Raw genomic sequence first — 26,419 nt, 5'->3', positions numbered from 1 at the left:
GCGGGGTTCGGAGCGGGGTTCGAAGCGGGGTTCGGAGCGGGGGTTCGGTGGGCCCGGACGGGGGTCCGGGGTCGGGAGCCAAAGGGCCGGGCCCGCGCGGGGCGCCGGCGCGGACGCGGGGCGGCGTCCGGGGCGCGTGAGGGGGCCGGGCAGCGGCCGGGCGCCCCCGGGTCACTCCCCCGCCGCCGCGCCACCCGCCCGCAGCGCGAACGCGCGCACCGGCGCCGACCACGCCTCGGGGTGGGACCACGGAAACGCGTGGGCGCCGGGCAGGCGGGCGAACGCGCCCTCGGAGGCGGTCGCGGCGAGGCTGCGGGCCCAGCGCTCGGTGGCGATCCGGTCGCGGCGGCCGTAGAGCACGAGGACCGGGACCTCCAGGCGCGCCACGGACTCCTCCAGGTGGTCGGCCAGGTGCGTTGACACCGTGTGCAGCAGGCGGCGCGGGCCCGCCCGCACCCACTCCGGGCGCTGGGTGGCGTTCAGGCCCGGGGCCTCCAGGCGGCCGTCCAGCAGCCAGCGCGCCACCAGCGGCCCCCAGCGCCGCGCGGCGGGGTCGATGGTCGGGCTCGCCAGCACCGCGCCGGCCACCAGGGGGTGGCCGCGCGCGGCGTGTGCGGCCACCTGGGTGCCGCTGGAGTGGCCCATCAGCACCACGGGGGCGTCGTGGCGGGCGAAGATCCACTCGGCCACGCACCGGCCGTGCTCGGCGACACCGAGTTCGCGGGGCGGGTCGCCGCTGCCGCCGAAGCCGGGCAGTTCGATGAGATGGGCGCGGGTCCAGGCGCCGAGGGCGGCGAGGGCGGGCAGCAGGTACTGCGACACCCCCAGGCCCTGCACGAGCACCGCCTCGGGCACGCCGGGGCGGGGGGTGCCCACGGTGTGGGAGCACACGCGCCCGAACAGGCCGTCGTGGTAGCCGACGAGGCGGCGGTGCGGGAAGGCCGGGGGCTCGCGGCGCCCGGCCCGGTCGGCGCGCGCGGCGTGGCGGGCGTGGTCGGTCTGGTGGGCGCGGCCGGTGCGGTCGGTGTGGTCGGCGCGTTCGGGGGTCTCCGGGCTCTCGGGACGTGCGGGAATCTCGGGGCTCGCGGAGGTCTGGGGGCCTTCGGCATCACCGCTGCCGTCCGCGGCCCCGCCGCCGGTGGCGCTGGTCATCGGGTCCTCCCGTCGCGTCGGGGCGGGCGAGGGGTCACGGCGCGGGGGCGTCCGCGCCGGTGCCCTCGTCGGCGATGCGGACCGGCCGGTGCGCCGCGCTCCCCCGCGCCTCGGCCAGGAACTCCGCCAGTTCGGCCAACGTGAGCGGTGCCGGAAGGTCCTGCCGGGCGCCCAGCGAGGCGAACGCGGAGCGGTAGCGCAGCAGGCCGCCGAGGTCGGTGGGGTAGGCGCGCGCGTCCACGCCGAGCAGCCCGCCGGTTCGGGAGGCGTGGCGGCGGGCCAGCGCGCCCCACTCCTCCGCCGGGAGCTGGCCCATCGACCGCAGCCCGTTGGAGAACAGGTTGACGTGGATGTCCCGGTAGGGGGGCGCGGGCGCCTCGCGCAGGTAGTCGGCGAGGCGGTCGCGCGAGGGCTCGGTCGGGAAGTGCAGCCAGAACGGCACCGAGCCGGTGCGCAGCGCCCAGTAGGGCTCCCACTGGTTGTAGGTCTCCACGATCAGGCGGTCGTCGGGCAGGCCCAGGCGCCGGTACCACCAGCGGTACAGCTCGGCCACCAGCGGGCTCAGCTGCTCGGGCTCGGGGACGGTGATGCGGCGCAGGCGCAGGCCGCGCTCGGCGGCCACGGCGCGCAGGTCGGCGGTGAGCGTGTCGTCGTAGCCCCATTCGGCCTCGGGGCACTCGGCGTCGGCCTCGGGGGCGTCCCAGGTACGGGCGGCGGCGCCCTGTTCGGCGAGGAAGCGGGCGACGCGCTCGCCGCCCTCGGTGTAGCCCTGCGGCGGGATGCCGCCGAGGGCGCCGAACTGGAAACGATGCCGCTCGCCCAGGACCGTGGCGGGCCAGCGCAGCGGGCAGTCGAGGATGAAGACGGTGCCGCCGGGGGCCAGGCGCTCGCGCAGGAACCGGGTCAGCACGGCGCCCAGGCGCAGGCGCTTGACGCGGAAGTACATGAAGCGGCAGACCATCGCCCGGTCCTGGTTGGGGTCGTGCATGTGGCACAGGTCCAGGTCGGGGTCGCGGTCGAGCATGAGGCGGCCGAGGGGGCGCCCGGTGTGCATCGCCGCGCGGGGGTCGTCGGGGTCCAGGCGGGCGCGCACGGGCAGGAGGAAGGGCCGCGCCGGGAGCCGCCCGGGTCCACGTTCAGCCGACCGGGGGCGGAAGAGTCAGCCCGCTTTGCGCGCCGGCGGCCACACCCGGCGTGATCCACGGCCATGAAGCGCTTACCCATCCCCGCGTGCGCGGGGAGCACCCTTTTTCACCTGGGGTGTTGCATCGCAGGAGTGGCGTTTTCGACTACTTGTACTCCATTCAGCGGGAGGGGCACTAGAGCTCAGCCGTCTTCGGGCTTCCTCTCGCCGCCAACGTGCAGAGGCAAAGCCCCATCCCCGGACCGCCATCGCCCAGCATCGACCACCGATAACCGACGACCCGCATCCGCCCTGAGCACCCGGAACCCCTGTCCCTTAAGCCCCGGCAAGGGATTCGCGCGCCACTTCCCCGCCCGACTCGCACGATGAGGCATGCCTGCGAGGGCGAGGGGCCGGAATCCGCATATCGTCGGCGTCCGGCACCGCAATTGGTCGTAGAACGCCCCTCTTGCGCCTCGCTGAAACGCGCCCGCCCACCCCAAACCGCCCTCGAAAAGGGGGTGACGACCACATATTGAGACACCACAGGCGAGCGGGGGTCGCATGTGCCCGCAATGCCCGATTCTCCGGGCGGCGATCTTCGCTCCACGTCCGCAGCGGTGACCGTGGAGCATAGATCGTCGTGAAAGAAGGCGATTTCGTCTCACCATCTGAGAAGTGAGGGGCCGCGCGCCCTCTTTGCCCGTTTCGCGCGGCAGCGGGCCTCGCTCGTCCCGCAGGGACATCGGCATCGGCCAACGCCGGGCGGCCCCGGCGAGCGCGCGCCCCGAACCTCTGCCTCCCTCGCTGCCCCGTCGCCGCCTCCACCACCAACCCAGCGGCCCGGAAAACGCTTACCTTCGCCCCGCACCGCCTCGGCGCCCCGTCGCAGGCGCAATCCCCAACCCCGAACCGACCACCGCACACCCCCGCCCACTCCTCCCTCGCTGCCCCGTCGCCGCCTCCACCACCAATCCCCGAACCGATTACCGCCTCAGCTCTCCCGCTCCGTTGTCCGGCCGGTGCGGAAGAGGCGGTGGTAGTACTCCGCCCTGCTCAGCAGTTCGTGGCTGACGTGGTGCAGGTAGCGCCCGGTGTTGGCCAGGCGGGCGCCGGCCGGGGTCGTGGGGCCCAGGGCGGCGGCGCCCTGGCGGGCGGCCTCGGCCAGGACGGCGTTGCGCTGGGCGCTGGCGATCGAGGCGTGGAACCACGCCTCGTCGTCGATCACGTAGCGTTCGGACCGCCGGCCCGGGGCACGCTCGCGCCGGATCAGGCCCTGGCGTTCGAGGTAGGCCACGGCCTTGGAGACCGACGCCGCGCTCACCCCCAGCCGCCGGACCAGTTCGGCGGCGCTCAGGCTGCCGGCGTCGGTGGTGTGCAGGCAGGCCACCGCCCGCGCCGCCGTGCGCGGAATCCCGCCCCGCAGCAGCAGTTCGGCGAGGTAGTCCTGGAAGCGCTCGACGGCCGCCGGGTTCCGGCCGTAGGCGTCGGCCCGCGCCCTGGCCGCCGGGGCGGCGCCGCCGGAACCGGTCCGGCGGCCGCGCAGCCGCGCCGCCCGCTGGGCGCGCTCGGCCCCGTACCCCCGGGCTCCGCCGTTGCGCGCGACCTCGCGGGTCACCGTCGAGGTGGACCTCCCCAGCCGCCGGGCGATCTCGGCGTAGCCGAGCCCGCCCGCCAGCCCGGCGGCGATGACGCGGCGCTCGTCCTCGGTCAGCCGGCGTCCGGGCATCGCTCCCCCTCCTCCTGCGTCACGTCGATCGGACCGCACCGTTGGCGCGGCTCCCATTATCGGGACGGCGGAGCAGGCACGACCCCTCTCGTCACGATTGCGGCTCAGCCTGTGACCGAATGCGGCAACGCCTATGTGGCAGCGGGTTCGGCCCGTTATGGTGCCTGCGGGAGGCGCCATGAGTCGTGCACTGCGGGCCGAGGATCCGCGCCGGATCGGGCCCTACCGCCTGCACTCGCGGCTGGGCGGCGGCGGCATGGGGCAGGTGTACCTCGGCCGCTCCCCCGGCGGGCGCGCCGTGGCGGTGAAGGTGGTGCGCCCCGAACTGGCCGACGACATCGGCTTCCGGCGCCGCTTCGCGACCGAGGTGGAGGCCGCCGGCCGCGTCGGCGGGTTCTACACCGCGCAGGTCCTGGACTCCGACACCGAAGCCGACCCGCCGTGGCTGGCCACCGCCTACATCCCCGGCCCCTCCCTCTACGAGGCCGTCGAGACCCACGGGCCGCTGCCGCTCGACACGGTGGCCGCGCTGGGCGCCGGGCTCGCCGAGGGGCTGGCCGCCGTCCACGCCTGCCGCCTGGTGCACCGCGACCTCAAGCCCGGCAACGTCATCCTCGCCTCCGACGGCCCGCGCCTCATCGACTTCGGCATCGCGCGGGCCATGGACGCCACCAGCTACACCCAGACCCGCACCGTGCTGGGCACGGCCGCGTTCATGTCGCCGGAGCAGGCCGTGGGCGCTCCCGTCGGGCCGCCCAGCGACGTGTTCTCGCTGGCCTGCGTGCTGACCTACGCCGCGACGGGCAACAGCCCCTTCGGGACCGGGCGGATCGAGGCGGTCGCCTTCCGCGTCGTGCACGCCGAGCCCGACCTGAGCGGCGTGCCGCACCGGCTCGCGCCCCTGCTCGCGGCCTGCCTGGCCAAGGCACCCGAGGACCGCCCCGGCGTGGCCGAGGTGCTGGAGCGGCTGACCGGGGGCGGCGCCGACCACCCGACGCTGGTGCTGCCGCCCCAGGTCACCACCATGGTCACCCTGCGCGAGACGATCCTGGTGACCGACGTGCTCCCGCCCGGCCGCGACACCGAGGCGGAGCTGCGCGCGGCCCTGGAGTCGCGGTTCCTCGCCGACCTGCACCTGCTGACCGCCCGGCGCCATGCCGAGGCCGCCCGGCGGCGGCTCGCGGCCAAGGACCGGGCCCGGGAGCGCGAGCAGGCGCAGCGGCAGGAAGCGAGGAGGGAGCCGAAGAAGGACCGGCCGAAGTCGTCGGGGAGGTCCACCCCCTCCGGGAAGAAGAAGTCCGGGTCCTCCGGCGCCAAGAGGTTTTCGGCCTCGGCCTCCGCGCACAGGCCGCCCCCCGTCCGCAGCACGCGGCGCCCGCCCCCCAAGACCGCCCCCAAGCCCCCGGCGAGCACGGCCGCCAAGAAGGAGGACGAGAGTAACTCCGAGTACGGGTGGTGGCTGGCGATCGCCGCCGGCATCGCGGTCGCGCTGTATGTGTTCCACGAGGGCTTCTCCGTCTGGGTCAGCCAGGCGTTGAACGACGGCACCGACACCCTAGAGGCCGGCGACTGCGTGGGACACGTCCCCCCGGAGGGCGACGTGGAGGTGCCGTGCTGGGCGGCGGCGGCCGACTACACCGTCCTCGGCCTGGCGTCGGCGCCGCCGGAGCTGGAGGCGGGGCTGATCGACTACGAGGCGCCCCACGTGTGCACCGGCGTGACCGGCTGGGACGCGAGCGTGGACCACGCGCTGGAACTCGGCGGCTACACGGTGTGCGTGGAGGTCATCGAGTGAGCCGCGCGCGGCCGGGGGCCGCCTCCGTGCTCACGGCCAGAGCCGGTCGCGGCGCCACGGGCCGGTCCCGGTGGCGCGGCTGTAGCGCAGCCGCGTGTGCCGCCGGCTGGCCGCACCCTGCCAGAACTCCACCTTGTCGGCGATGACCAGGTAGGACGTCCACTCCTTCGGCACCAGCCCGGGCTCGGCCGCCAGGCGGTCGCGGACCGGGCCGAGTTCCCGGTCGATGTCGGCCGGGTCGGCCAGGACCTCGCTCTGCCGCCCCAGCAGCACCAGTTCGCGGGCGCTGGCCGACCGGGCCAGGAAGTCGGCGGCGGCGCGCTCGGGCTCCTCGGCCTCCGCGCGGCCGGACACCCGGACCTGCCGGCCGAGTTCGCGCCAGTGGAAGGTCAGCGCCACGTACGGGCTGTGCGCGAGGTCCCGCCCCTTGGCGCCGGCGGTGCTGACGGCGAACCGCCACCCGGCCCGGTCGACGGACTTGAGGATGAGGACGCGCGCCTCGGGCCGCCCCTCCGGGGTGACGGTCGAGAGCGTCATGGCGTGCGGCTCGGCGACCCCGGCCTCGACCGCGTCGACCAGCCACGCGGCGAACAGGTCGGTCGGGTCGTCAGGGGCCTCGCCGGGGTCGAACGCCGGTAGCGGCCCGCCGAGCACCTCCAGTCCCCGCAGCAGTTCCCGCAGGTCGTCGCCGACGTCCGCCATGGCACCTCATCCCCGCCTCGACACCGCCTTCCGCGCACGATAGTCCCGCCGCCGGAACGCGCGCCACCGGGTTTGCGGGCGTCCGCCGGGCACCCGCGCCGGTGGCCCATCGGAACGGCGGCCGTGCGGCACCCCAGGCCGCTCCGGGGTTCCGTCCTCGGCGCGGCGCGAGGCCGGCGCGGTGCGGGCGGTTCAGTCCTCGGCGCGCTGCTGGAGCCAGGCGTAGGCCAGTTGCAGCCAGTCGGAGAACGCCACGGCGGTCATCGTCCCCGCGGCCAGGCGGGTGGCGCGGGGAGCGAAGATCAGGCCGGCGACATGGGCGGTGGCCACCCACTGGGCCAGGCAGAACGGGCAGGTGAGGAGTTCTCCGACGGCGTGGCGGGCCCCCGTTCCGCGCACCTCCTCGTGCAGCTCCGCCGGGCCCGACGCGCCCTTGAAGCGGGTGAAGGGGGCGCGCAGCGGGCTGGCCACGGGGTCCTTGGCCAGAGTGCGCGAGAGCTTGTGCGTGGAGAGGGAGATCAGGAACAGGTCCCGCGGCGACAGGGAGTCGGGCAGCGTCCGCCCGCGCAGGCGGGTCAGTCCCGCGAGGGCGGCCAGGCAGCCCCCGTAGGTCAGCAGTGTCGCGAAGTAGGCCCGCGTGGGACGGGAGGCGCCGCCCTCGTATTCGCGCCTCTCCTCGTTCACGGTCTGCACGATCGAGGTCATGGTCGTCCTTTCGCACAGCGGCCGGTGGCGCTCCCCGATCGCTACCACAGCCGCCGGGGTGCGGCCGCGGTGCCGGTCGGGCTGGTACCGGTTCACCCGCCGGGTGCTGGGCCGGGGCGGCCGCCCGCAACCCGCCCCCGCGCCGGACGGCGGCTCACCCCCGGCGGCCGGACACCCGGCGGACCAGGGCGGCGGTCCGGTCGCGGCGGCCCCAGGCGACCACGGCGGCGAGGACGCCCAGGATCACCGGCGTCGCCGCGTTCTGGCCGTCGAAGTACAGGAACTGGGTGATGAGCGCGCCGATCATCAGGCCGACCAGCGGTGTCGTCCATGGTGTCTCCCTCTCAGCGTGTGCCGTCACAGGGGTGGACCGCGCGGGGCGCCGCTTCTCATCGGCCGCCGCCGTTGGGGGTGAGGCACCCAGCCGGGCGGCCTTCGGGCTAACGCCGACTCCGGCCCGCCGGCGGTCCCGCCTACCGGTTCCGCTCCCCCGCCCGTTCCGCCCGCCGGCCCCGGCCCCGCCCCGCCGGGCTCCCCCTCCCCCCTCAGTGCGGCACGGCGGCCGCCACCGCGTCCACCAGCCGCTCCACCCCGGGCCGCTCCACGGGGAAGTGGCCCGCCCCCTCCAGGACGACGAGTTCCTTGGGTGCGGCGATGCGCTCGAAGAACGGCAGGCTGACCGCCAGCGGAGTCCACCGGTCGTCCCCGGGATGCGCCAGGACGAACCCCGGCGACGTCGCCCGCTCGGGCTCCAGCGCCGGCGCCGAGTCCAGCAGGTCGCGCAGGAAGCCCAGCGGCATCCGGTTCCCGCCGCCGCGCCGGTCGCCCGCGATCAGGTCCGCCAGGCCGGGCTCGTTGCTGATGGCGCGCATGTTGGTCAGCCACCGCAGCGGCACGCGCACCCCCGCCAGCGGCCCCGCGACCGCCCGCAGCGCCGGCCGGGCCGCCGCGCTCAGCAGCGGCGAGCGGGCCATACGCCGCCGCACCGCCGCGTCGCGCGGGTCGGGCAGGCAGGTGGCGACCACGCGGTCCGCCGCGCCGGTGCGGGTGGCCGCGTCGTAGGCCAGCATCCCGCCCATGCTGGCGCCCACGACCACCAGCGGGCCCGCGTGCGCCGCGCGTTCGGCGCGCAGGAGGTCGCAGGCCATCGCGACCCAGTCGGCGTAGCGGACGGCACCGGGGCGCGGAACGCGGGTCCGGCCGAACCCGGGCAGGTCGGGCACTGCGACGCGCAGGCCGCGCCCGGCCAGCAGCGCGGCGTAGGGCCACATCGCCGCCGCGTGCCCGCCCAGCCCGTGCAGGAACAGGACGCGGGCCGCCGCCTGTGGGTCGCCCACCCGCTCGACGTGGACGTCGGTGTCGCGCCAGCGCCACCACGTGGATTCGCGGCTGGGCAGGGGGTCGGGCCGCAGGGCGGCGGGCAGGGCGTTCAGGTAGCGTTCGTGCATGCCAGCAGTCTCGAAGCGGCCGACCGGCGCCACAAGTCGCGTTTCCGCAGGTCGCGACGGTGCCTCCGCGCCGCGCAAACGGCCACGTCAGCAGCGGTCCCGGCACACGGTGGAGGTGCTGCTGGAGGCGGCTGCTCAGGTTTTCGACCGCGAGGGGCCCGACGCGACCACCAACCGCATCGCCGAGCGGGCGGGCTACTCCATCGGCACGCTCTACCAGTACTTCCCGAACAAGGAGGCGATGCTGCTCGCGCTCACCGAGCGGCACGTGGAGGACGCCGAGCGCGCGGCGACGGCCGCGCTCGCGGGTCTGCGCGCCGAGGAGCCCGACCGGCGGCGGGCGGTGCGGACGCTGGTGGAGTCCGTGGCGGAGGTCCACCGCGAGCGCCCCGGCCTGCACCGGCTGATGTACCGGTACACCCCGCGCCCCCGGGAGGCGGTGGAGCGGCTGGAGGGGACGTATGCCCGGGTGGCCGCCGCGCTGGCCGACGAGTTCGCGCGGTGCGGACACGACCGCGCCGAGGCCGAGCGCGGCGCGCTCCTCCTGGTGCACGCGGCAGACGCCTACCTGCACCGGATCGTCCTGGACGACCCCGCCGAACTCGCCGCCGTCACCACGGCCCTGTGCGCCATGGCCGCCCCCGCCGACTGACCCACCGCCGCCCACTCCCCCGGACGGCGCCCGGAGTGGGCCGGGTCACGGGGGTGTGTTGTGAGATCGGTGGGGGTGATGTCCCTCTACCTGGGATTATGCGGTTATCGTGGACCGCGCGCGCCCCCTCGCCGCTGTTCCGGTCGACTTCGTGCGGTGGGGCGCGTCCCCCGGTCCCGCGGCCCCCGCTCCTGCCCCGCGCCGGGGCCGTGCCGCCCGCCTCCGCTCCGCGACGCGACGCGGCGCGCGCCCACGGGCCCCGCCCCCGCCGGACCCGCCCCGCCCTGCCCCGACCCGGCGGCCCGCCCCCGCGGGTCCGCCCGCGCCGTGCCACCGGCTCCCCCGCGCCCTTCACCCCGACGCCCCTCGCCCCCCTCAAGGAGGCCCAGCCGATGCGGTTGGCCCGGTACGCCGCCGCCGTCCTCGCCGGCGCAGCGCTGCTGCTCGGCCTGTCGATCACACCGGCGGGCACAACGACGGCGGGCGCCGAGGCCGCTCCGCCGCGCCCCCAGGCGCGGTCGGCCCTGACGTGGAACCTGTGCGGCACGGCCGAGCACTGCCCCGGCCGCACCGACCCGGCGCTGAAGGCGGCGGCCGCCGCCGGGCAGGCGCTGACCGACCCGGACCTGGCCTACATCATGCTCCAGGAGGTCTGCGCGGTCTCGCACGTGGCGCCGCTGCGCAAGCGCCTGGGCACCGACTGGGGGGTGTACTTCCGGCCGGCGCGCGACGTGCGGACCGGCGAGTTCATCCGGTGCGGGATTCCCAACGGCCCGGGCTCGGTGCAGCCCGAACTCGCCGGCACGGCCGTCGCCGTCAAGAAGTCCGGCCCCGGCGGCCGCGTCCGCGTCGCGGGCATGGAGTTCGACCCGCCCGACCCCGGCTCCCCCGCCACGCAGGGCGCCGCCTGCCTGGTGGACGACACGTCGCGGACGCTGGCCTGCTCCGCGCACTTCGTGCACAGCGGCGTGGATCCCGACGGCTCACTGCGCACCTGGTACGCCCGGCAGCTGGGCGAGCGGATCGACGCCGCCGTCGCGCGGGGCTACCGCGTCGTCGTCGGCGCCGACCTCAACACCACCTCCGCCGACGGCTACGCCGCCGGCCTGCACGCGGGAGCGGTGGCCGCCGACGCGGGTGCCGCGCCCACCTACGGCCCGGCCTACCCGTTCGAGGCCGCCACCCTGGCGATCGACTACCTCTACTTCGACACCGCCGGCTGGTCGCCGGGCCCCGCGACGGTGAGCGACGTGGTCTGGAGCGACCACCGCATGCTGCGCGGCTCCGCCGTCCCCCGCTGACCGGGCGGAGTTCGGCGCCTTCTCCGCCCTGGCGTGACCCCCGGCCACCCCGCCCACCCCCGCCGTCGGCGGTGAACCGCCGACGGATCGCGGTTCGGGTGATAGCTTTGTCCCGAAAACTGGGACCATGTACCGTTCATCGGTACACACGGGGACCGAAGGAGAAGGCATGGACGTCCGCTTCGCCACCAATCCCGACGACGCCCGCCACTACGGCACCGACGAGCTGCGCCGGCGCTACCTGGTGCAGGGCATGTTCACGCCCGGCGAGCTGCGGCTGACCTACAGCCACCAGGACCGGGTGGTGCTGGGCGGGGCGGTGCCGCTAGCGGAGCCGCTGCGCCTGGGGGCCTACGACCCGCTGCGCACGGCCTACTTCGCCGAGCGGCGCGAGCTGGCGGTCTTCTGCACCGGCGGGCGCGGCACGGTCACCGCCGACGGCGCCGAGTTCGACCTGGGGCCGCGCGACCTCGTCTACCTCGGCATGGGCACCCGCGAGATCGCGCTGTCCTCGGCCGACCCCGCCGACCCCGCCCGCCTCTACCTCTTCTCCACCCCCGCCCACCAGGCCCACCCCGCCGTCCTCGTGCGCGAGTCCGACGTCGAGGGCGTCGAGCTGGGCAGCCCCGACAACGCCAACGTCCGCACCCTGCGCAAGTACGTCGACGGCACCACGGTGCGCAGCTGCCAGCTCATGATGGGCTACACGGCGCTGGCCCCCGGCAGCGTCTGGAACACCATGCCCGCCCACACCCACGTGCGGCGCACCGAGTGCTACCTCTACTTCGACCTCGGCCCCGACGACCGCGTCCTGCACCTGATGGGCCGCCCCGAGGAGAGCCGCCACCTGGTGGTCGCCGACCGCGAGGCCGTCATCTCGCCCAGCTGGTCCATGCACAGCGGCGCGGGCACGGCCAACTACTCCTTCGTGTGGGCGATGGCCGGCGAGAACTACGACTTCGCCGACATGGACCACGTCGCGATGGACGAGCTGCGATGAGCGCGGCGGCACCGGCGCCGGCCGAGGGGCTGGCCGCGATGTTCTCCCTGGAGGGGCGGACCGCCCTGGTCACCGGCGCGCGCACCGGCCTGGGCCGGGCCGCGGCGGCCGGGCTGGCCCGGGCGGGCGCCGACGTGGTGCTGCTGGGCCACGGCGGCGACATGTCCGACGCGCGCGCCGACGTCGAGGCGGCCGGCCGGCGCGCCTGGGAGGAGTCCGTCGACCTCGCCGACCCCGGGCGCGTGGCCGCGGCGGCGCGCGACCTGCTCACCCGGCACCGGGTCGACATCCTGGTCAACAACGCCGGCATCATCCGGCGCGCGCCCGCGAGCGAGCACGCCGACGAGGACTTCCGCGCGGTGCTCGACGTCAACCTGGAGTCGCTGTTCGCCCTGACCCGCGAGGTCGGCCGCCCCATGCTGGAGCGCGGTGCGGGCAAGGTCGTCAACATCGCCTCGCTGCTGTCCTTCCAGGGCGGCATCAACGTCGTGGGCTACGCCGCCAGCAAGCACGCCGTCGTCGGCGTCACCAAGGCCCTGGCCAACGAGTGGGCGCCGCACGGGGTCCAGGTCAACGCGCTGGCGCCGGGCTACTTCGCCACCGCCAACACCGCGCCGCTGCGCGCCGACCCCGAGCGCTCGGCCGCCATCGAGGCGCGCATCCCGGCGGGCCGCTGGGGCCGCCCCGAGGACCTGGCCGCCGCCGTGGTGTTCCTCGCCGGCCCCGGTTCGGACTACATGGCCGGCCACGTGCTCGCCGTCGACGGGGGGTGGCTGGCCCGCTAGCCCCTCCCCGCACCCCCTCCGCCCCGGCCCGGCCGGCCCCCGCGCCCGCCGGGCCCTCGGCGTGCCCGCGGCACGCCCCGCCCAGCAGCCCCGCAGCCCGTCCGGCGCGATTCCCCCGCCTCCCCTCCTTGCCACTGCGATGTGACTCGGCTTACCCTCTTCCCGTTGAAAGAGACAATGTACCGATAGGCGGGACACAATGCCGGGTCAGCAGTCAGTACACTCGTCTCCCGATGGAGGAGATGGGCGTGACGGAGACCGCGCGGGGCATGGCGGGGCGGGGCACCCTGGAGCGGGGCCTCGCGATCATGGAGCACGTGGGCGCGCACGGGGACGTCAGCACCAACGCCGTCGCACGGGCGCTGGGGCTGAGCCGCAGCGCCACCTACCGCACCGTCAACACGCTCAAGGAACTGGGCTACCTGGAGGCCGACCCCGCCACGGGGCGCATCCGGCTGGGCGTGCGCCTGGTCGACCTCGGCGTGAAGGCGCTGTCCTCGGCCGACCTGTTCCGGGTGGCGCCGCCGGTCATGGTGGACCTCGCCCAGCGCACGCGCGAGACCGTGTACCTGGCGATCCCCGATGACGACTCCATGCTCTACGTCGCGCGGGAGCAGGGGCCCAGCTCGGTCGCGCCCAGCGCCGGCCTCGGCGGGCGCCGCCCCCTGCACGCCACCAGCCTGGGCAAGGCGTGGCTGGCCGCGCTGCCGCGCCACGAGGCCGCCGAGCGCGTCCGCGCCCTGCCGCTGGCCCGGCGCACACCCAACACCATCGTCGACGCCGGCGAACTGCTGGCCGAACTGGACCGGGTACGCGCCCGCGGCTGGGCCGTGGACAACATCGAGAACGAGCCCGACGTCGGCTGCGTGGCCGCCGCCGTGCGCGACCGCTCCGGCGCCGCGATCGCCGCCATGAGCATCGCCGGACCCGCCGGCCGCGTGCTGATGCGCGTCGACGAACTCGGCCCGCTCGTGGCCGAGACCGCCGCCGCGCTCTCGCGCCGCCTGGGCCACGTGCCCGCCGCCGGCTGACACACCGCCGCAGCGTCCCGCGCTCCCCCGCGCGGGCGGCGCCCGCACCCGCGGGCACCGCCCCGCCGCGGCCCGCTCCCGGCGCCTTGCGCGCCACCCCGTGCCGCCACGCGCACCGCGCCGCGCCCCCGCGCGCCGGCGCCGCCGCCGCACGGCGCGCCACCCCCCTCACCCCCTGAAGCGCCCCGCCGCGCACCGACTCCCCTTCGAGGTTCCGCTATGGGTTGGGTCCAGAACTACCACCCGGTCGGGCCCCTGTGGCTCTCCGCGATCGTCGCCGCACTCCCCATCGTCGTCCTGCTGCTCGCCCTCGGCGCCTTCCGCCGCTCGGCCCACCTCTCGGCCGCCCTGGGCCTGGGCACCGCGGTCGTCGTCGCCTTCGCCGCCTACCGCATGCCTGTCGACCTGCTGGCCTCCAGCACGGTGCTGGGCCTGGTGTTCGGCATCTGGCCTATCGCCTGGATCGCGTTCAACGCCGTCTACTTCCACAACGTCACCGTGGCCACCGGCCGCTTCGAGAGCATCCGCCGCGCGCTTTCGGGCTTCAACCCCGACCGCCGGCTCCAGGCGCTGCTCATCGCCTTCGGATTCGGCGCGCTGCTGGAGGGCGTGGCCGGCGGCGGCTCGCCGATCGCCATCACCGCCGCCATGATGGCCGCCCTGGGCTTCCAGCCGATCAAGGCCGTGGTGCTGGCGCTGCTGGCCAACACCGCACCGGTGGCCTTCGGCGGCCTGGGCAACCCGCTGATCGTGCTGGGCACGGTGGCCGGGCCCCTGATGGACACCGACCCCGAGACCGCGACGGAGCTGTTCTCGGCCATGGCCGGGCGCCAGCTGCCGCTGCTGTCGCTGGTGGTCCCGGCGCTGCTGGTCGCGGTCCTGGCGGGCTGGCGGCGCACCCTGGAGGTGTGGCCGGCGCTGCTGGCCACCGGCGGCACCTTCGCCGTCACCCAGTTCCTGGTGGCCAACTACCTCGGTCCCAGCCTGGTCGACGTGGTCTCGGCCCTGGCCTCCATGGGGGCGCTGTGGGGGCTGACCCGGTTCTGGCGGCCCACGACGGTGTGGCGCTTCGAGGGCGAGCCGGCCGACGACGCCCGGCCCGAGGCGGCCGGCGCCGAGGGCGCTGAGCCCGAGCACCGGGGCGTGCGCGCCTGGACCCCCTACCTGATTCCTGATCGCGGTCATCTTCGTCTCCCGCGTCGGCAGCATCTTCGAGAACCTGCCGCCGTGGGCGGACGTCACCGCCTGGCTGCAGGCCGCCACCGTGGTCGTCCCCTGGCCCGGCCTGCACGAGGAGGTCGTGCGCGTCCCGCCGATCACCGCCGAGGACACCCCCTACCCCGCCGAACTGAGCCTGGACCTGCTGTACTCGGCCGGCACGGTGGCACTGGTCGCCTCGGTGATCGCCGGGCTGGTGATGGGCGCCTCGGTGCGCACGCTGGCCCGGGTCTACTGGGAGACGGCCGTGCAGATGCGCTGGGCGCTGGCCACCATCACCATGATCCTGGCCATCGCGCACGTCATGAACTACTCCGGCGCCACCTCCACCCTGGGGCTGGCCCTGGCCACCACCGGCGTGCTGTTCCCGTTCTTCGCCGCGTTCGTGGGCTGGCTGGGGGTCTTCCTCACCGGCTCCGACGCCTCGTCCAACAGCCTGTTCGGCCCCATGCAGGTCGTCTCGGCCCAGCAGCTGGACGTCAACCCGGTGCTGGCCGGCTCGGCCAACACCACCGGCGGCGTGATGGGCAAGATGATCTCGCCGCAGAACCTGTCGGTGGGCGCCACCGCGATCGGGCAGAGCGGCAAGGAGTCGGTGCTGCTGCGCCAGACGTTCGGCTGGTCGGTGCTGCTGACCGCCGTGGTCGGGCTGCTCACCCTCGTGCAGGCCCACCTGCTGCCGTGGATGATCCCCACGCCGTGACGCCCGCGCCGCGGGGCCCCGGCGGCGGGCGCGACGTTTGGCGCGGCCCGCCGCCGGTAGTGCCCCGGGCATCGGGCATCCGGACGGGAAGGAGGCGGCCATGGTGGTCAAGGGGGCCGCGCAGGGGGCGGCGGCGGGCGTGCTCGCCACCGGGGCGATGACGGCGGTCCTGGAGGCCGGGCGCCGGCTGTCCGGCCACGGGCAGCCGCCCCGCCACATCGTGCGGGCGCTGCTGCCCGGGGGCGGCGGCGCCGTGCCCCGGCGCGGCGAGAACGCGGCGACGGCCGTCGCCCACGCCGGGTTCGGCGCGGCGGCGGGGGCGCTGTTCGGCGCGGCCACCGGCCGCCGCCGGCCCTCGCGCCTGCTGGGAGCGGGCTACGCGCTGGCCGTCATGGCCGCCGGCTACCAGGGCTGGGCGCCGCGCATCGGCGCCCAGCCGCCGCTGCACCGCGACCGGCCCGACCGCGTGGCGACCCTGGCGGCCGCCCACGTCGTCTACGGCTGGGGCCTGGCCGCGGCGCTGCGCCGGTGGCGCCGGGGCCGCTGAGGTGCCGCGGGCCGTGCCCGCGGCGCGCGGCGGGGCCCCGCACCGGGACGTCCTCCCGGGCGGGGCCGCCGGCGCGGCGCACACGCGTGGCCGGGCGTCCTGCGGCCGGGCTACCTGCGGCCCTCCTCCAGGCGCAGGGCGATCCCCAGCGCGAAGAACGTCGGCGCCCACTCGCCCACGAACAGGCCCCACCGGTCGGCGCGGTCGATGCCGGCGTCCTCCCGTTTGAGGGACACGCACCAGGACAGGAAGCTCAGCCCGATCGAGGCGGCTCCCGCGGCATAGGCCATGTCGGCGGTCAGGCCCATCTGGGCCAGTTTCTTGATCATCGTTCACCCGTTCCCTCATCGTGTGCGGCGCACGAGTGTGCGCCCAAGGGCCCGCGCTGCCCGCGCCGGTGTCAACGCAACCCGGTGCGCGGGTCAAGCGCGGATGAAGGCGGCCGGGGACCTCGGCCGGTCCGCCGCGCCCGGCCGCTCACAGGGCCAGGGACTCCCCCGGGGCCACCACGGTGACGTCGGCCCCCAGGCCGCGCTCGCGCATGGCGGCCAGGAAGTCCGCCAGGCCCGATCTGAAGACGGTGTAGTCGTCGTAGTGCACCGGCAGGACGCGGCCGGGCCGCAGCAGGTCGGCCAGCCGCGCGCCGGCCCGGCCGTCCATGGTCACCACCAGGCCGCCGGGCAGCGTGGTGCCGCCCGTGGTGCCGCCCAGGTGCACGACCATCAGGTCGATGCCGGGGAAGCGGTCCCGGATCTCGGCGAGGCCGGGGAACAGCAGCGTGTCGCCGGTGACGTAGACGCGCAGGGCGGCGCCGGGCGCGGAGAAGTCCAGGACGGTCCCCATCACCGGGGGCAGCAGCCAGGGCAGGCCGCGCGGCGCGTGCCGGCCGGGTACCGCGGTGACGCGCAGCGTGGTGTCGGCGGCGGCGAGGGTGTGATGGCGCCAGGTCCGCAGGCCCACGGAGCGGGAGAACCCCCACTGGTGCAGCCGGGTCGCGGCCTTGGGCGTGGTGAGGACGGGGACCTCGCGGTGCAGGCGGCGGCGGGCGATGCGGTCGAAGTGGTCGCCGTGCAGGTGCGACAGCACCACCGCGTCCAGGTGCGGCAGGTCCTCGGGGGCGAGGGCGGGCTCGGTCCGCCGCCGCGACACCAGGCCCTTGCCGAGGTAGGCGTACTGGCCCCGGTGCAGGAAGTTGGGGTCGGTGAGGACGGTGAGGTCGCGCCAGGTGATGAGCGTGGTGGCGGTGCCGATGAAGCGCACCGACCCGTTCGTGCTCGCGTGTTCGGCCATGGCCGGCGACTACCCGGGGCGGGCGCCCGGCCCACACCCGCCGGTTCGATGAAGCGGCGGCGGGGTGGCGCGGGGCGGGCGGGGCGCCGCGGGGCCGGGGCACCGCCGAGAGCCGGCAGCGCGCTGGCCTGGGCATATGCCGCGACGAAGCCATAAGCGGGGCTTATATGGATCATGGAAACGCCCCTCTACCCAAACCGAGCCGGATTCGTGTTGCATGGGCGGGTCTGTGTCGCGGACCACAGGCGGTGGTGACCCCATTCAGCCACACGCGCCCCGCCCCTCCCGGCGGCGCGCGGGATGGCCCCGCCGCCCTGGCCCCCGACGGCACCGCGCCGCGCCGCCACCGCTGTCGGCGCCCGGGCGTGGTGCGTGCCGAAGTGCGCGAGCCGTGCGGACGCGGTCGCGCGCCGCCGCTCGTGCGCCGCGGACCGCCGCGCCGCGCGCGGACGGCGGCGCCGAACCCGCACGGGTCTGACTATGGAAGAGCAAGATGACTGACACCTTGGTCGTGCTCCACGCGACGATCGCCATCGTCGGTGTGGTGCTGCTGATCATCTGGGCGGGTGTCGAGCCGGTGATCGCCCTCGTGGTCGGCTCGATCTACCTGGGTCTGGCGGCCGGGCTGGGCTTTGAGAAGACCATCACCACGATCGCCACCGGATTCGGCGACATCATGGCCGAGGTCGGCCTGTTAATCGGGTTCGGCGTCCTGCTGGGCTCACTGCTGTTCGCCATGGGCGCGCTGCAGAAGCTGGTGGAGCTGCTGCTGCGGCTCCTGGGCCCCCGGCGGCTGCCCTACACGCTGGCCGCAGTGCTGAGCACGATCTTCCCGTCCATCTACGTGGACGTGCAGCTGGTCCTGGCCTCGCCGCTGGCCCGCTCGGCCGCCCCGCGGATCGGCCGGCACGGCCTGGCCCTGATGGGCGGCGCGCTGAGCGCGGGCATCCTCATCGGCTACGTCTTCGTGATCCCGGGCCTGGGCACGGTGTCCATCGCCGGCCTGCTGGACCTCCCGCTGGGCACGATGATGCTCTACGGCTTCCCCATCGCGCTGGTGACCTCGGTGCTCACCACGTTCCTGTTCAGCCGCCTGCTGCGGATGGGCTGGTGGAACGCCGCCAAGGACGAGCAGGAGCTCGCGCCCGGCGAGCCGGGCGCCGCCGTCACGGCGGCGGACGCCCCGGAGGGCCCGACCGGTACCGCGGGCGCGGACGGGTCCGGCGGCACGGCCGGAGCCGGGGGCGCCGGCGGTGTGGCCGTGGAGCAGCGCGGCGCGACCCGCACCCCGCCGCTCTACGTCTCCCTGCTGCCGATCCTGGTGCCGCTGGTCATGATCGGCGGCGGCGCCGTCGCCGAGGCCGCCGGCGTGGAGTCGGCCGCCGTCGCGTTCTTCGGCGACCCGGCGCTGGCCCTGTTCGTCGGCCTGGTCGGCGCCTACCTGCTGGCCCGGGGCGCGCTGGGCACCAAGCGCACCAACGAGGCGCTGAACGAGGGCCTGAACACCACCGGCCAGATCCTGCTGGTCACCGGTGTGGGCGGCTCCCTGGGCGCCGTCATCGGCGAGACCGCGCTGGCCGACGTGCTGGGCGGCTTCTTCTCGGCCGAGCACGGCACGCCCGCCCTGGTGGCCGTGGTCCTGGCCTGGCTGATCGCGGCGGTGCTGCACCTGGCCATCGGCTCGATCTCGGTGGCCGCGATCACCGCCGCCGGCATCCTCGCCCCCATCCTGGGCGGCCTGGACGTCCCCACGGTGGTCATCGGCCTGGCGATCGGCTCGGGCGCCCTGTTCGCGCTGCACGTCAACAGCAACTTCTTCTGGATGTTCCAGTCCCTGCTGGGGATCTCCACACGGGGCGCCCTCAAGGCGCTCACGTTCGTCACGGCGCTGGCCTCGGTGGTCTCCCTGGTCCTGGTGTGTGCCGTGGCCCTGGTGGTCTAGCACCCATCCCCCTCGGGCGGGCGGCCGGCGCGACCGGCCGCCCGCTCCCGCGCGGTCCCGAGGCCGCACCCCCGCACTCCCCGCACGCCCCCCGCGAACGCACCCCTCCGCCACGCAAGAGAAAGGACGCCATGCAGCCGCTTCGCGGAACGACCGTCGTGTCCTTGGAGCAGGCCATCGCCGCTCCCTACGCCACCCGGCAGCTCGCCGACCTCGGCGCGCGCGTCATCAAGGTCGAGCGCCCCGGCGCGGGCGACTTCGCCCGCGGCTACGACTCCCGCGTCAACGGGCTCAGCTCCCACTTCGTGTGGGTCAACCGCAGCAAGGAGTCCCTGACGCTGGACTTCAAGGACCCGCGCGGCCTGGCCGTGCTGCGCCGGCTGCTGGCCGGCGCCGACGTGTTCGTGCAGAACCTGGCGCCCGGCGCCGCCGCCCGCGCCGGGCTGGGCGCGGCGGAGCTGCGGGCCGCCGACCCCCGGCTCGTCGTCTGCGACATCTCCGGCTACGGCTCGCCCGGCCCCTACGAGACCATGAAGGCCTACGACCTCATGGTGCAGAGCGAGTCGGGCCTGCTGTCGGTCACCGGCACCGGCGAGGACATGGCCAAGGTGGGGATCTCGGTCTCCGACATCGCCGCCGGCATGTACGCCTACAGCTCGATCCTGGCGGCGCTGCTGGAGCGCGCCCGCACCGGTGTCGGCGCCCACCTGGACGTGTCGATGCTGGAGGCCACCGTGGAGTGGATGGGCTTCCCGCTCTACTACACCTACGAGGGCGCCGAGCCGCCGCCGCGCGCCGGGGCCGCACACGCCACCATCTACCCCTACGGCCCCTTCACCGCCCGCGACGAGACGGTGGTCATGATGGCCGTCCAGAACGAGCGGGAGTGGCGCGCCTTCTGCGCGCGCTTCCTGGAGCGCCCGGGCCTGGCCGAGGACCCCGACTACGCCTCCAACGCCGCCCGCAACGCCAACCGCGAGGCGCTGGGCGCGGTGATCTCCGCGCGCTTCGCCGAGCTGTCCGGCGACGAGGCCACCGCGCTGCTCGCCGCCATCCCGGTGGCCTACGCCCGCGTCAACGGCCTCGCCGACGTGTGGCGCCACCCCCAGCTCGCCGCACGCGGGCGCTGGCACGAGGTCGACACCCCGGCGGGCCGGGTGCCCGCCCTGGCGCCGCCCGGTGTCGCCGGTGCGCCGCGCATGGACCCGGTGCCCGCCCTGGGCGAGCACACCGACGCCATCCTCGGCGAGCTGGGCCTGCCGGCCGAGGAGGTCGCCGACCTGCGCGCCGAGGGGGTCGTGTGATGGCGGCGCCCGCGCCGCACCCCGCGCTGGCCGGCGCGGTGACCTGGCTGTTCGTCCCGGCCGTGCGGCCCGACCGCTACGCCAAGGCGGTCGCCGCCGGAGCGGACGCGGTGATCGTGGACCTGGAGGACAGCGTTCCGGCCGGCGCCAAGGCCGAGGCCCGGCGGGCGCTGGCCGAGGCGTGGCCGCGCGCGCTGAGGCCCGCGCTCACGGAGGCGGGCGGTCCGGCGGTGGTGGTGCGCGTGAACGCGCGCACCGCCCCGGAGTTCGCCGAGGACGCCGCGCTGTGCCGGGAGCTGGGCCCCGCGGCGGTGGTGCTGCCCAAGGCGGAGTCGGCGCAGGACGTGCGCGCAGCCGCCCAGGCGTGCGGCGCGCCGGTGCTGCCGCTGGTGGAGACGGCGCGGGCGCTGGTGGACCTGCGGAGCGTGGCCGGGTGCGAGGAGAGCGCGCGGCTGCTCTTCGGCGGGGTGGACCTCGCCCTGGACCTGGGCGTGAGCGACGACGCGGCGCTGGACTCCGCGCGCGCCGACCTGGTCCGCCACTCGGCGGCGTTCCGGCTGCCGCCGCCGGTGGACGGCGTCACCACGGCCGTGCGCGACCCCGATGCCGCCGCGCGCGACGCCGCGCGCGCCCGGCGGTGGGGCTTCGGCGGCAAGCTGTGCGTGCACCCCTCGCAGGTGGCGGCGGTGGCCGGGGCGTTCGCGCCCGAGCCCGCCGAGGTGGAGTGGGCGCGCGGCGTGCTGGCCGCGGCCGATGAGGCGGGCGCGGCCGGTGAGGGCGCGGTGGCCCGCGACGGTGAGATGATCGACCGGCCGGTCGTGGAGCGGGCCCGCCGCCTGCTGGAACGCGCGGAGCGCGCCGGGCGCGGCGGCGGCACCGGGAACGCTGGAAGCATCGGGAGCGCCGGGAGCCCCGAGCCCGCCGACTGGGCGGGGCGCCGGGTGGGCGGGGCACCGGGCGGGTCCGCGGCCGGCGCGGAGGGGGATCGGCCGAGGGGGGAACCGGTGGACATCGCGCATCTGCGGGACTTCATCGCCGTCATCGACAGCGGGAGCTTCACCCGCGCCGCGGCGCGGCTGTTCGTCTCGCAGCCGGCGGTCAGCCAGCGCATGACCCAGTTGGAAAGCGAGCTGGGCGTGCGCCTGGTGGAGCGCGGACCGCGCGGCGTGGTGCCCACGCCCGCGGGCCGCGCCCTCTACCGCGACGCCCAGCACCTGGTGCGGCAGTTCGACCGGATCACCCAGGACGTCGGCAGCGACCGCCACACCATCCAGGGCGCGGTGGCGGTGGGCCTGCCCACGACGGTGGCGGTCTACCTGGCACCGGCCCTGTTCACCTGGACCAAGCGGCACTACCCGGGTGTGCACCTGCAGATCTTCGAGTCGATGAGCGGCTACATCCAGGAACTGCTGCACGTGGGGCGGCTGGACCTGGCGGTGCTCTTCCGCGCCGACGACGCGCCCCGGGCGGGCGAGACGGTGCTCTACGCCGAGGAGCTGTACCTGGTCGGACGCCGCACGGGCGCCTGCCCGGCCCCGGACGCGGCGGCGGACGCGGCGGGCGGCGGGGCCGTCGGCTCGGGCGTCGGCGAGGTCCCGCTGGCCGGACTGCGCGGGCTGCCGCTGGTGGTGCCGGGCCGGCGCAGCAACCTGCGCGACATCCTCGACCGGGCGTTCGCCGACCGGGGGTGGACCCCCACCATCGCCGCCGACGTGGAGTCGCTGGGCACCATGACCCGCATCGCCGAGAGCGGCGAGGCGTGGGCGGTGCTGCCGATGTCCAGCGTCACCGCCCTGATGCGCACCCCCGGCCTGGAGGTCCGCCGCATCGTCGACCCGGTGCTGGACCGCTATGTCGCGGTGTGCACGGTCTCCGACTACTACGAGCCCCGCGACGCGGTGTCGGCGGTGCGCCACGGCATCGTGGAGGTCACCACCGCGCTGGGCGCCAAGGGCGAGTGGCCCGGAATCCGCCTGGCGGAGGGCGGCGACGGCCCGGACTAGGAGGCGGTCCGGGCGACCGGCACCGGTTCGGTGTACCAACATGACGCCGCGCCGGCCCAGCGCGCGTCCCGCCGACCGGTTCCGGACGGGACGCCCTCACGCCGAAGGCCGCCAACCGGGGCGGCGGCCGCCGTCAACGGGCTCGCCTGCCGCGCGCCGGGCGCGCCGGGCGGCGGACCGTCTTCGATGGAGCGCGCCGGCGGTCCGACCGCCCTGGGGAGACGTACGCCCCGGGCGACCGCCGCGAGCCGGGACGGCGGGCGGGTTCGGCGGACTCAGTTCTCGGGGGCCGTGCCGTCGTCGGTCGGGGCGGAATCGCCGGGTGTGTCGTGGTCGCCTGAGCCGTGCGCGGCCGGTCCGCTGTGCGCGCCCCGGACACCGGGCGCGCCGTCTTCCTCGCGCCGTCTCGCGCGCGTGTCCCGCCCCTCGTGGGTGTCCTCTCTATCCCGGGCGGCCGGTCCGCCGTACGCGGCGTCCGCCTCGGAGTCGCCGGTCGCGCCGCCGTCCGGTGCGGGCGCGGCCGTCGGCTCCCCCGTGCCGCCCGGGGGCAGGGGGATCTCCAGGGCCAGTCGGAACAGCGCCGCCGTGGGGCGCTCGGCGACCAGGCTGCCGCCCAGGGCCGCCGCGCGCTCCTCCAGGTTGCGCAGCCCGCCCGAGGAGCGCACCGCCGCGCCGTCGACGTCCTCGTCCACGCCGTCGTTGGCGATCTCGGCGTACAGGCGGTCGCCGCGCACCTCAACGGTGATCGCGCAGTGCTCCGCCTTGCTGTGCCGCAGCAGGTTGGTGACGCCCTCGCGCAGCAGGGTGGCCACCACCGTGGCCACGGCGGGCGGCAGGTCGACGGTCTCGACCCGCATCCGCAGGTCGACGTCGGCGGACTCCAGCACCGAGCGCACCGACCGGCACTCGTGGTCCAGCGACAGGTCGCGGTAGCCGTGGGCCACCGCGCGCACGTCGCTCAGCGCCTGGCGGCCGATGTAGAGCACCTCGGCGACCTCCTGGCGGGCCTTGCCCGGCTGGCGGTCGACCAGCCGGTGCGCCAGCTCCGCCTTGAGGGTCATGGCCGACAGGCTGTAGCCCAGCAGGTCGTGCAGGTCGCGCGCGAAGCGCAGCCGCTCCCGGATGACCGCCATCTGCGCGAGCTCGCCCTGCGCCAGGCCGAGCTCGCGGACGATCTCGCCGAGGTGGCAGAGCAGGTAGACCGCCAGCCCCAGCACGCAGGTGGAGACCGCCGTGTAGGCGATGGCCGCCGGACCGCCGCCGAAGGCGCCCTGCACGGCGCCCATCACCACCGCCAGCAGCCCGAAGGCCACCCGGCCGACGGTGCGCGGCAGCACGAGCAGCAGGCTGCCCGCCAGCAGGATGGGCATGCCCACCCACGCCTGGCCGTAGTACAGCAGCGGCAGGCAGGCGAGCATGGCCTGGGGGATCAGCAGCCAGGTCGCGGCCGTGCGGCGCTCGCGGCGGCCCGACCAGGCGCCCTGGAGCAGCTGCAGCGCGAGCAGGGCGGCCATGAGGACGAGCGAGACGGCGGTGGGCACGGGACCGAGGCGCAGCTGCACCACGTTGATGAAGCCGACCGCGCACAGGCCGGCGAAGACGGTCGCCGTGACGGCCCACGCCAGCCGGGGGGCCATGGTTGTCGCAGCAGAGGAGGGAGTCTGGTCCGCCGAGCCGTTGTCGGATGCCATGGATATCCGCTCCCGCAGGCGTCGAACCGGGCACAGGGGGTCGGACGGGCGGCGCTGCCGGTCCGCATCGGAGGATATACAGCCGGTACGTCAATCCGGCAATACGGACGGCTCGCCGCCCTCGGCGGGCACGGCAGCGGGGCGGCGCACCGCAGTGCGCCGCCCCGGGCGAGCGGCGCGGGGACGCGCGCCCGCCGTGGCGCCGGACCGGGCTTTCAGGAGGCCGCGGGGCGGGTGCAGATCGAGGTGGGGGTGACCACGGCGTCCTCGGCGGTGGTCCAGTTGTCGAACTCCTCGATCACGAGGTCATTCGGCTCGACCGAAACCGGACCGGGTCGGAGGGCCGTTTCCTGGGTAGACATGTTCCGCTCCTCCATTCGCACATTCCCATGGGGCACAGCATTCGGACGGGGGGCTGACATGCACGGCCCATTGTCGTGCCCTGTGCGGACGTCGGGTAGTGCGCCCGTCACGACCGGGCGGGTGCGTTCCTCACGGCCCGGCCCGGGCGCCGCCGCGCGCCCCGGCCGTGTGCCGGGGCCGCTGCCGGAGGCCGGGGGCCGCCGCCGGGGGTTCCGCAACGTCTTCGGAACCCCCGGCGGGCACCGTGTCGTAGAGACGTGTGGAGGAGGTGCCATGGCAGTATCCGTCGCCCCGTTGACCGCGCCCGAGGACTCGGTGCCGCGCGGCGAGGCGGACCGCGGACCGGCCGAGGGACCGTCCCGCGCCGGCCGGGCCGCCCGGGAGGCGCGGCGCCCCGTGCTTTCGCGCGCGCCGGGCCGCCGCATAGGCTCGTCGGTGACCGGGCCTCCCGGGCGCGCGCTGCGCCGGGCCGGCGCGGCCGTGAGCCGGCGGCGCGGCGCGGTCCGCTCCCCGCGACGGCGAAGCGGTCAGTGGGACCCGGGGAGGACCGGCATGCGTGGTGGTGCGCGCGGCAGCGAGCTGGTGCCCGAGTCCGCGCTGGGGTGCCTGCGGTCCTCGGTCGCCCTGGTCATCGGCGGCTACTACCTCATCAGCGCGCTGCACCTGCTGCTGCGGCCCTCCTCCCCGGCCGAGACCGCGCTGGCGCTGGCCGTGCTGACCGCCCTGCTCCCGCTCCAGTTCGCGCTGTGCCGCTGGGCGCCCCGCCCGGAGCACCGCGTGCGCGCCCGCGCCGGGCTGGCGGTGCAGTCCGTGCTGGTGTTCCTGCCGCCGCTGGTGACCCAGGACGCGTGGCTGGGCATGCCCGGCTTCCTCGCCGGCAGCGCGCTGCTGATCCTGCCGCACCGCTCGGCCTGGCCGGTGTTCGCGCTGGTCGTGTCGGGTGTGGTGGTGGTGCACACCCAGTTCGGCGCGGTGCCGCCGGCGCAGAACGGCGGTCCCGTCTACATGGCGGTGCAGGCGGTGGTCTCGGGGCTGGTGCTCTACGGCATCTGCCGGCTGCGCGACCTGGCGGTGCACCTGAGCCGCACCAAGGACGAACTGGCCGACGCCGCCGTGGCGCGCGAGCGGCTGGGGTTCGCCCGCTCGCTGCACGACCTGCTGGGCGACAAGCTCTCGGAGCTGTCGATGAAGTGTGAACTGGCGCTGCGGCTGATCACGTCCCGTCCGGCCCAGGCGCGCGAGGAGCTGGCGCAGATCCTCCAGATCAGCCGACGGGCCTCCACCGACATGCGGGCGGTGGCGCGCGGGTACCGCGAGCTGCTGCTGGAGGCGGAGTGCCGCTCGGTGCGCGCCGTGCTGACCACGGCGGGAGTGCGCGTGGACATGGCCAACGACTGCGGGCGGCTGCCGCTGAACGCGAGCATGCTGCTGGCGTCGGCGCTGCGCGAGGGGGCGAGCAACGTGCTGCGCCACAGCCGCGCCGAGTACTGCTCCGTCACGATCCGCCGCCGGGGCTGCGAGGTGGTGGCCGAGATGGTCAACGACGGCGTCAACCCGGCCGACCCGCCGGCGGCGGAGAAGCCGTCCGAGGGCGGGCTCGCCGACCTGGCGGAGCGGTTGCGCGCGGCCGGCGGCTCCCTGTCCACGGGCCGCGCGGGCGCCGGCCGCTTCCGCCTGCGCATCACCCTGCCGGTCGACCCGGCCCCCCTGGCCCGCCCGGCCCGCGCCGGCACGGGCCCCTGACCCGCCGGCCCGGCCACGGAGGTCGCGGCCCGGGCCGGCGCCCGGAGGTGAGCGCCGGCCGCGGCGGTCGTGTCTGCCGCCACCGCCGAGCGGCGCCGACGCGGGCGGCGCACCACGCGGGCGCGCTCGTTCGCCGGGCCCTCGGCCGAGCGGGCGCGCGGTCCGCGGGCGTGCGCGCCCCGGCGTCCCCGG

The 26,419-nt window shown here is 76.0% G+C and carries 23 protein-coding genes and 1 pseudogene; 13 read left to right on the top strand and 11 right to left on the bottom strand.

The window, feature by feature from the left end; all coding sequences use genetic code 11:
- Positions 1-171: 171 nt before the first annotated feature.
- The 3 genes from HNR12_RS26695 to HNR12_RS26685 form a co-directional block, all read right to left on the bottom strand.
- Positions 172-1,152 carry an alpha/beta fold hydrolase gene (locus tag HNR12_RS26695; RefSeq protein WP_179770131.1) on the bottom strand — a complete coding sequence of 327 codons (981 nt, stop codon included), beginning with the start codon at positions 1,150-1,152 and terminating at the stop codon, positions 172-174.
- Positions 1,153-1,186: 34 nt separating this feature from the next.
- On the bottom strand, positions 1,187-2,245 hold the full coding sequence (locus HNR12_RS26690) for a hypothetical protein (protein ID WP_179770130.1): 1,059 nt from the start codon (positions 2,243-2,245) through the stop codon (positions 1,187-1,189).
- Between the two features lie 1,024 nt (positions 2,246-3,269).
- Entirely contained in the window at positions 3,270-4,004 is a 735-nt protein-coding gene (locus tag HNR12_RS26685) for a GbsR/MarR family transcriptional regulator (protein ID WP_179770129.1), read from the bottom strand.
- A gap of 178 nt (positions 4,005-4,182) precedes the next feature.
- On the opposite strand from HNR12_RS26685, the gene HNR12_RS28030 reads away from it, so the two are divergent.
- Entirely contained in the window at positions 4,183-5,799 is a 1,617-nt protein-coding gene (locus tag HNR12_RS28030; RefSeq protein WP_218902059.1) for a serine/threonine-protein kinase, read from the top strand.
- Positions 5,800-5,829: 30 nt separating this feature from the next.
- On the opposite strand, the gene HNR12_RS26675 is transcribed toward HNR12_RS28030, so the two are convergent.
- The 4 genes from HNR12_RS26675 to HNR12_RS26660 all read right to left on the bottom strand — a co-directional run bounded on the left by HNR12_RS26675 (position 5,830) and on the right by HNR12_RS26660 (position 8,654).
- On the bottom strand, positions 5,830-6,501 hold the full coding sequence (locus HNR12_RS26675; RefSeq protein ID WP_179770128.1) for a pyridoxine/pyridoxamine 5'-phosphate oxidase: 672 nt from the start codon (positions 6,499-6,501) through the stop codon (positions 5,830-5,832).
- Positions 6,502-6,693: 192 nt separating this feature from the next.
- Positions 6,694-7,206, bottom strand: a complete 513-nt coding sequence (locus tag HNR12_RS26670; RefSeq protein WP_179770127.1) for a DUF1360 domain-containing protein — start codon at positions 7,204-7,206, stop codon at positions 6,694-6,696.
- Between the two features lie 154 nt (positions 7,207-7,360).
- Positions 7,361-7,567: a hypothetical protein gene (locus HNR12_RS26665; protein ID WP_179770126.1), complete on the bottom strand. Its 207-nt coding sequence runs from the start codon at positions 7,565-7,567 to the stop codon at positions 7,361-7,363.
- Positions 7,568-7,751: 184 nt separating this feature from the next.
- Positions 7,752-8,654, bottom strand: a complete 903-nt coding sequence (locus HNR12_RS26660) for an alpha/beta hydrolase (RefSeq protein WP_179770125.1) — start codon at positions 8,652-8,654, stop codon at positions 7,752-7,754.
- Positions 8,655-8,763: 109 nt separating this feature from the next.
- Here HNR12_RS26660 and HNR12_RS26655 point away from each other — a divergent pair, with 109 nt between their 5' ends.
- The 8 genes and pseudogenes from HNR12_RS26655 (at position 8,764) to HNR12_RS26625 (ending at position 15,891) form a co-directional block, all read left to right on the top strand.
- Positions 8,764-9,306 carry a TetR/AcrR family transcriptional regulator gene (locus HNR12_RS26655; RefSeq protein WP_338119831.1) on the top strand — a complete coding sequence of 181 codons (543 nt, stop codon included), beginning with the start codon at positions 8,764-8,766 and terminating at the stop codon, positions 9,304-9,306.
- Positions 9,307-9,698: 392 nt separating this feature from the next.
- A complete protein-coding gene (locus HNR12_RS26650) occupies positions 9,699-10,607 on the top strand; it encodes an endonuclease/exonuclease/phosphatase family protein (RefSeq protein ID WP_179770123.1) in 909 nt (302 codons plus the stop codon).
- Between the two features lie 169 nt (positions 10,608-10,776).
- Positions 10,777-11,607, top strand: a complete 831-nt coding sequence (gene kduI / locus HNR12_RS26645; RefSeq protein WP_179770122.1) for a 5-dehydro-4-deoxy-D-glucuronate isomerase — start codon at positions 10,777-10,779, stop codon at positions 11,605-11,607.
- Positions 11,604-12,392: an SDR family oxidoreductase gene (locus HNR12_RS26640; RefSeq protein ID WP_254904157.1), complete on the top strand. Its 789-nt coding sequence runs from the start codon at positions 11,604-11,606 to the stop codon at positions 12,390-12,392. Before kduI ends, HNR12_RS26640 begins: the two co-directional genes overlap by 4 nt.
- 248 nt (positions 12,393-12,640) lie before the next feature.
- Positions 12,641-13,423, top strand: coding sequence for an IclR family transcriptional regulator (locus tag HNR12_RS26635; RefSeq protein WP_217782173.1), 783 nt, complete (start codon positions 12,641-12,643; stop codon positions 13,421-13,423).
- Between the two features lie 219 nt (positions 13,424-13,642).
- A pseudogene (locus HNR12_RS29870) lies at positions 13,643-14,533 on the top strand (L-lactate permease); the annotation flags it as partial.
- A 61-nt stretch (positions 14,534-14,594) separates the two neighbouring features.
- Complete coding sequence (locus HNR12_RS29330; protein WP_218903450.1) at positions 14,595-15,344, top strand: L-lactate permease; 750 nt, start codon at positions 14,595-14,597, stop codon at positions 15,342-15,344.
- Positions 15,345-15,444: 100 nt separating this feature from the next.
- The gene (locus tag HNR12_RS26625) at positions 15,445-15,891 is read left to right on the top strand and encodes a hypothetical protein (RefSeq protein ID WP_179770121.1); all 447 of its coding nucleotides are present in this window, start codon (positions 15,445-15,447) and stop codon (positions 15,889-15,891) included.
- A 110-nt stretch (positions 15,892-16,001) separates the two neighbouring features.
- Here HNR12_RS26625 and HNR12_RS26620 read toward each other — a convergent pair whose 3' ends face one another.
- Positions 16,002-16,220 (bottom strand): hypothetical protein, encoded by a 219-nt coding sequence (locus tag HNR12_RS26620; RefSeq protein WP_179770120.1) that lies wholly within the window; start codon positions 16,218-16,220, stop codon positions 16,002-16,004.
- A 148-nt stretch (positions 16,221-16,368) separates the two neighbouring features.
- Positions 16,369-17,181 carry an MBL fold metallo-hydrolase gene (locus HNR12_RS26615; RefSeq protein ID WP_179770119.1) on the bottom strand — a complete coding sequence of 271 codons (813 nt, stop codon included), beginning with the start codon at positions 17,179-17,181 and terminating at the stop codon, positions 16,369-16,371.
- Between the two features lie 493 nt (positions 17,182-17,674).
- On the opposite strand from HNR12_RS26615, the gene HNR12_RS26610 reads away from it, so the two are divergent.
- The 3 genes from HNR12_RS26610 (at position 17,675) to HNR12_RS28905 (ending at position 22,430) form a co-directional block, all read left to right on the top strand.
- A complete protein-coding gene (locus HNR12_RS26610; RefSeq protein WP_179770118.1) occupies positions 17,675-19,123 on the top strand; it encodes a GntP family permease in 1,449 nt (482 codons plus the stop codon).
- Between the two features lie 131 nt (positions 19,124-19,254).
- Complete coding sequence (locus tag HNR12_RS26605) at positions 19,255-20,427, top strand: CaiB/BaiF CoA transferase family protein (RefSeq protein ID WP_179770117.1); 1,173 nt, start codon at positions 19,255-19,257, stop codon at positions 20,425-20,427.
- Positions 20,427-22,430, top strand: coding sequence for an aldolase/citrate lyase family protein (locus HNR12_RS28905; protein ID WP_246425177.1), 2,004 nt, complete (start codon positions 20,427-20,429; stop codon positions 22,428-22,430). The genes HNR12_RS26605 and HNR12_RS28905 overlap by 1 nt, the downstream gene beginning before the upstream one ends.
- Before the next feature lie 275 nt (positions 22,431-22,705).
- Here HNR12_RS28905 and HNR12_RS28015 read toward each other — a convergent pair whose 3' ends face one another.
- Both HNR12_RS28015 and HNR12_RS26590 read right to left on the bottom strand, forming a co-directional pair.
- A complete protein-coding gene (locus tag HNR12_RS28015) occupies positions 22,706-24,121 on the bottom strand; it encodes a sensor histidine kinase (RefSeq protein ID WP_218902058.1) in 1,416 nt (471 codons plus the stop codon).
- Positions 24,122-24,336: 215 nt separating this feature from the next.
- Positions 24,337-24,483, bottom strand: coding sequence for a hypothetical protein (locus tag HNR12_RS26590; protein WP_179770116.1), 147 nt, complete (start codon positions 24,481-24,483; stop codon positions 24,337-24,339).
- A gap of 553 nt (positions 24,484-25,036) precedes the next feature.
- Between HNR12_RS26590 and HNR12_RS26585 the strand changes: the two genes are divergently transcribed.
- Positions 25,037-26,227 (top strand): sensor histidine kinase, encoded by a 1,191-nt coding sequence (locus tag HNR12_RS26585; protein WP_179770115.1) that lies wholly within the window; start codon positions 25,037-25,039, stop codon positions 26,225-26,227.
- Positions 26,228-26,419: the final 192 nt, after the last annotated feature.

It is taken from the genome of Streptomonospora nanhaiensis (assembly GCF_013410565.1).
Classification (GTDB): domain Bacteria; phylum Actinomycetota; class Actinomycetes; order Streptosporangiales; family Streptosporangiaceae; genus Streptomonospora; species Streptomonospora nanhaiensis.
The sequence above is the reverse complement of the archived record's forward strand: the minus strand, read 5'-3'. Positions and strand labels throughout refer to the sequence as shown.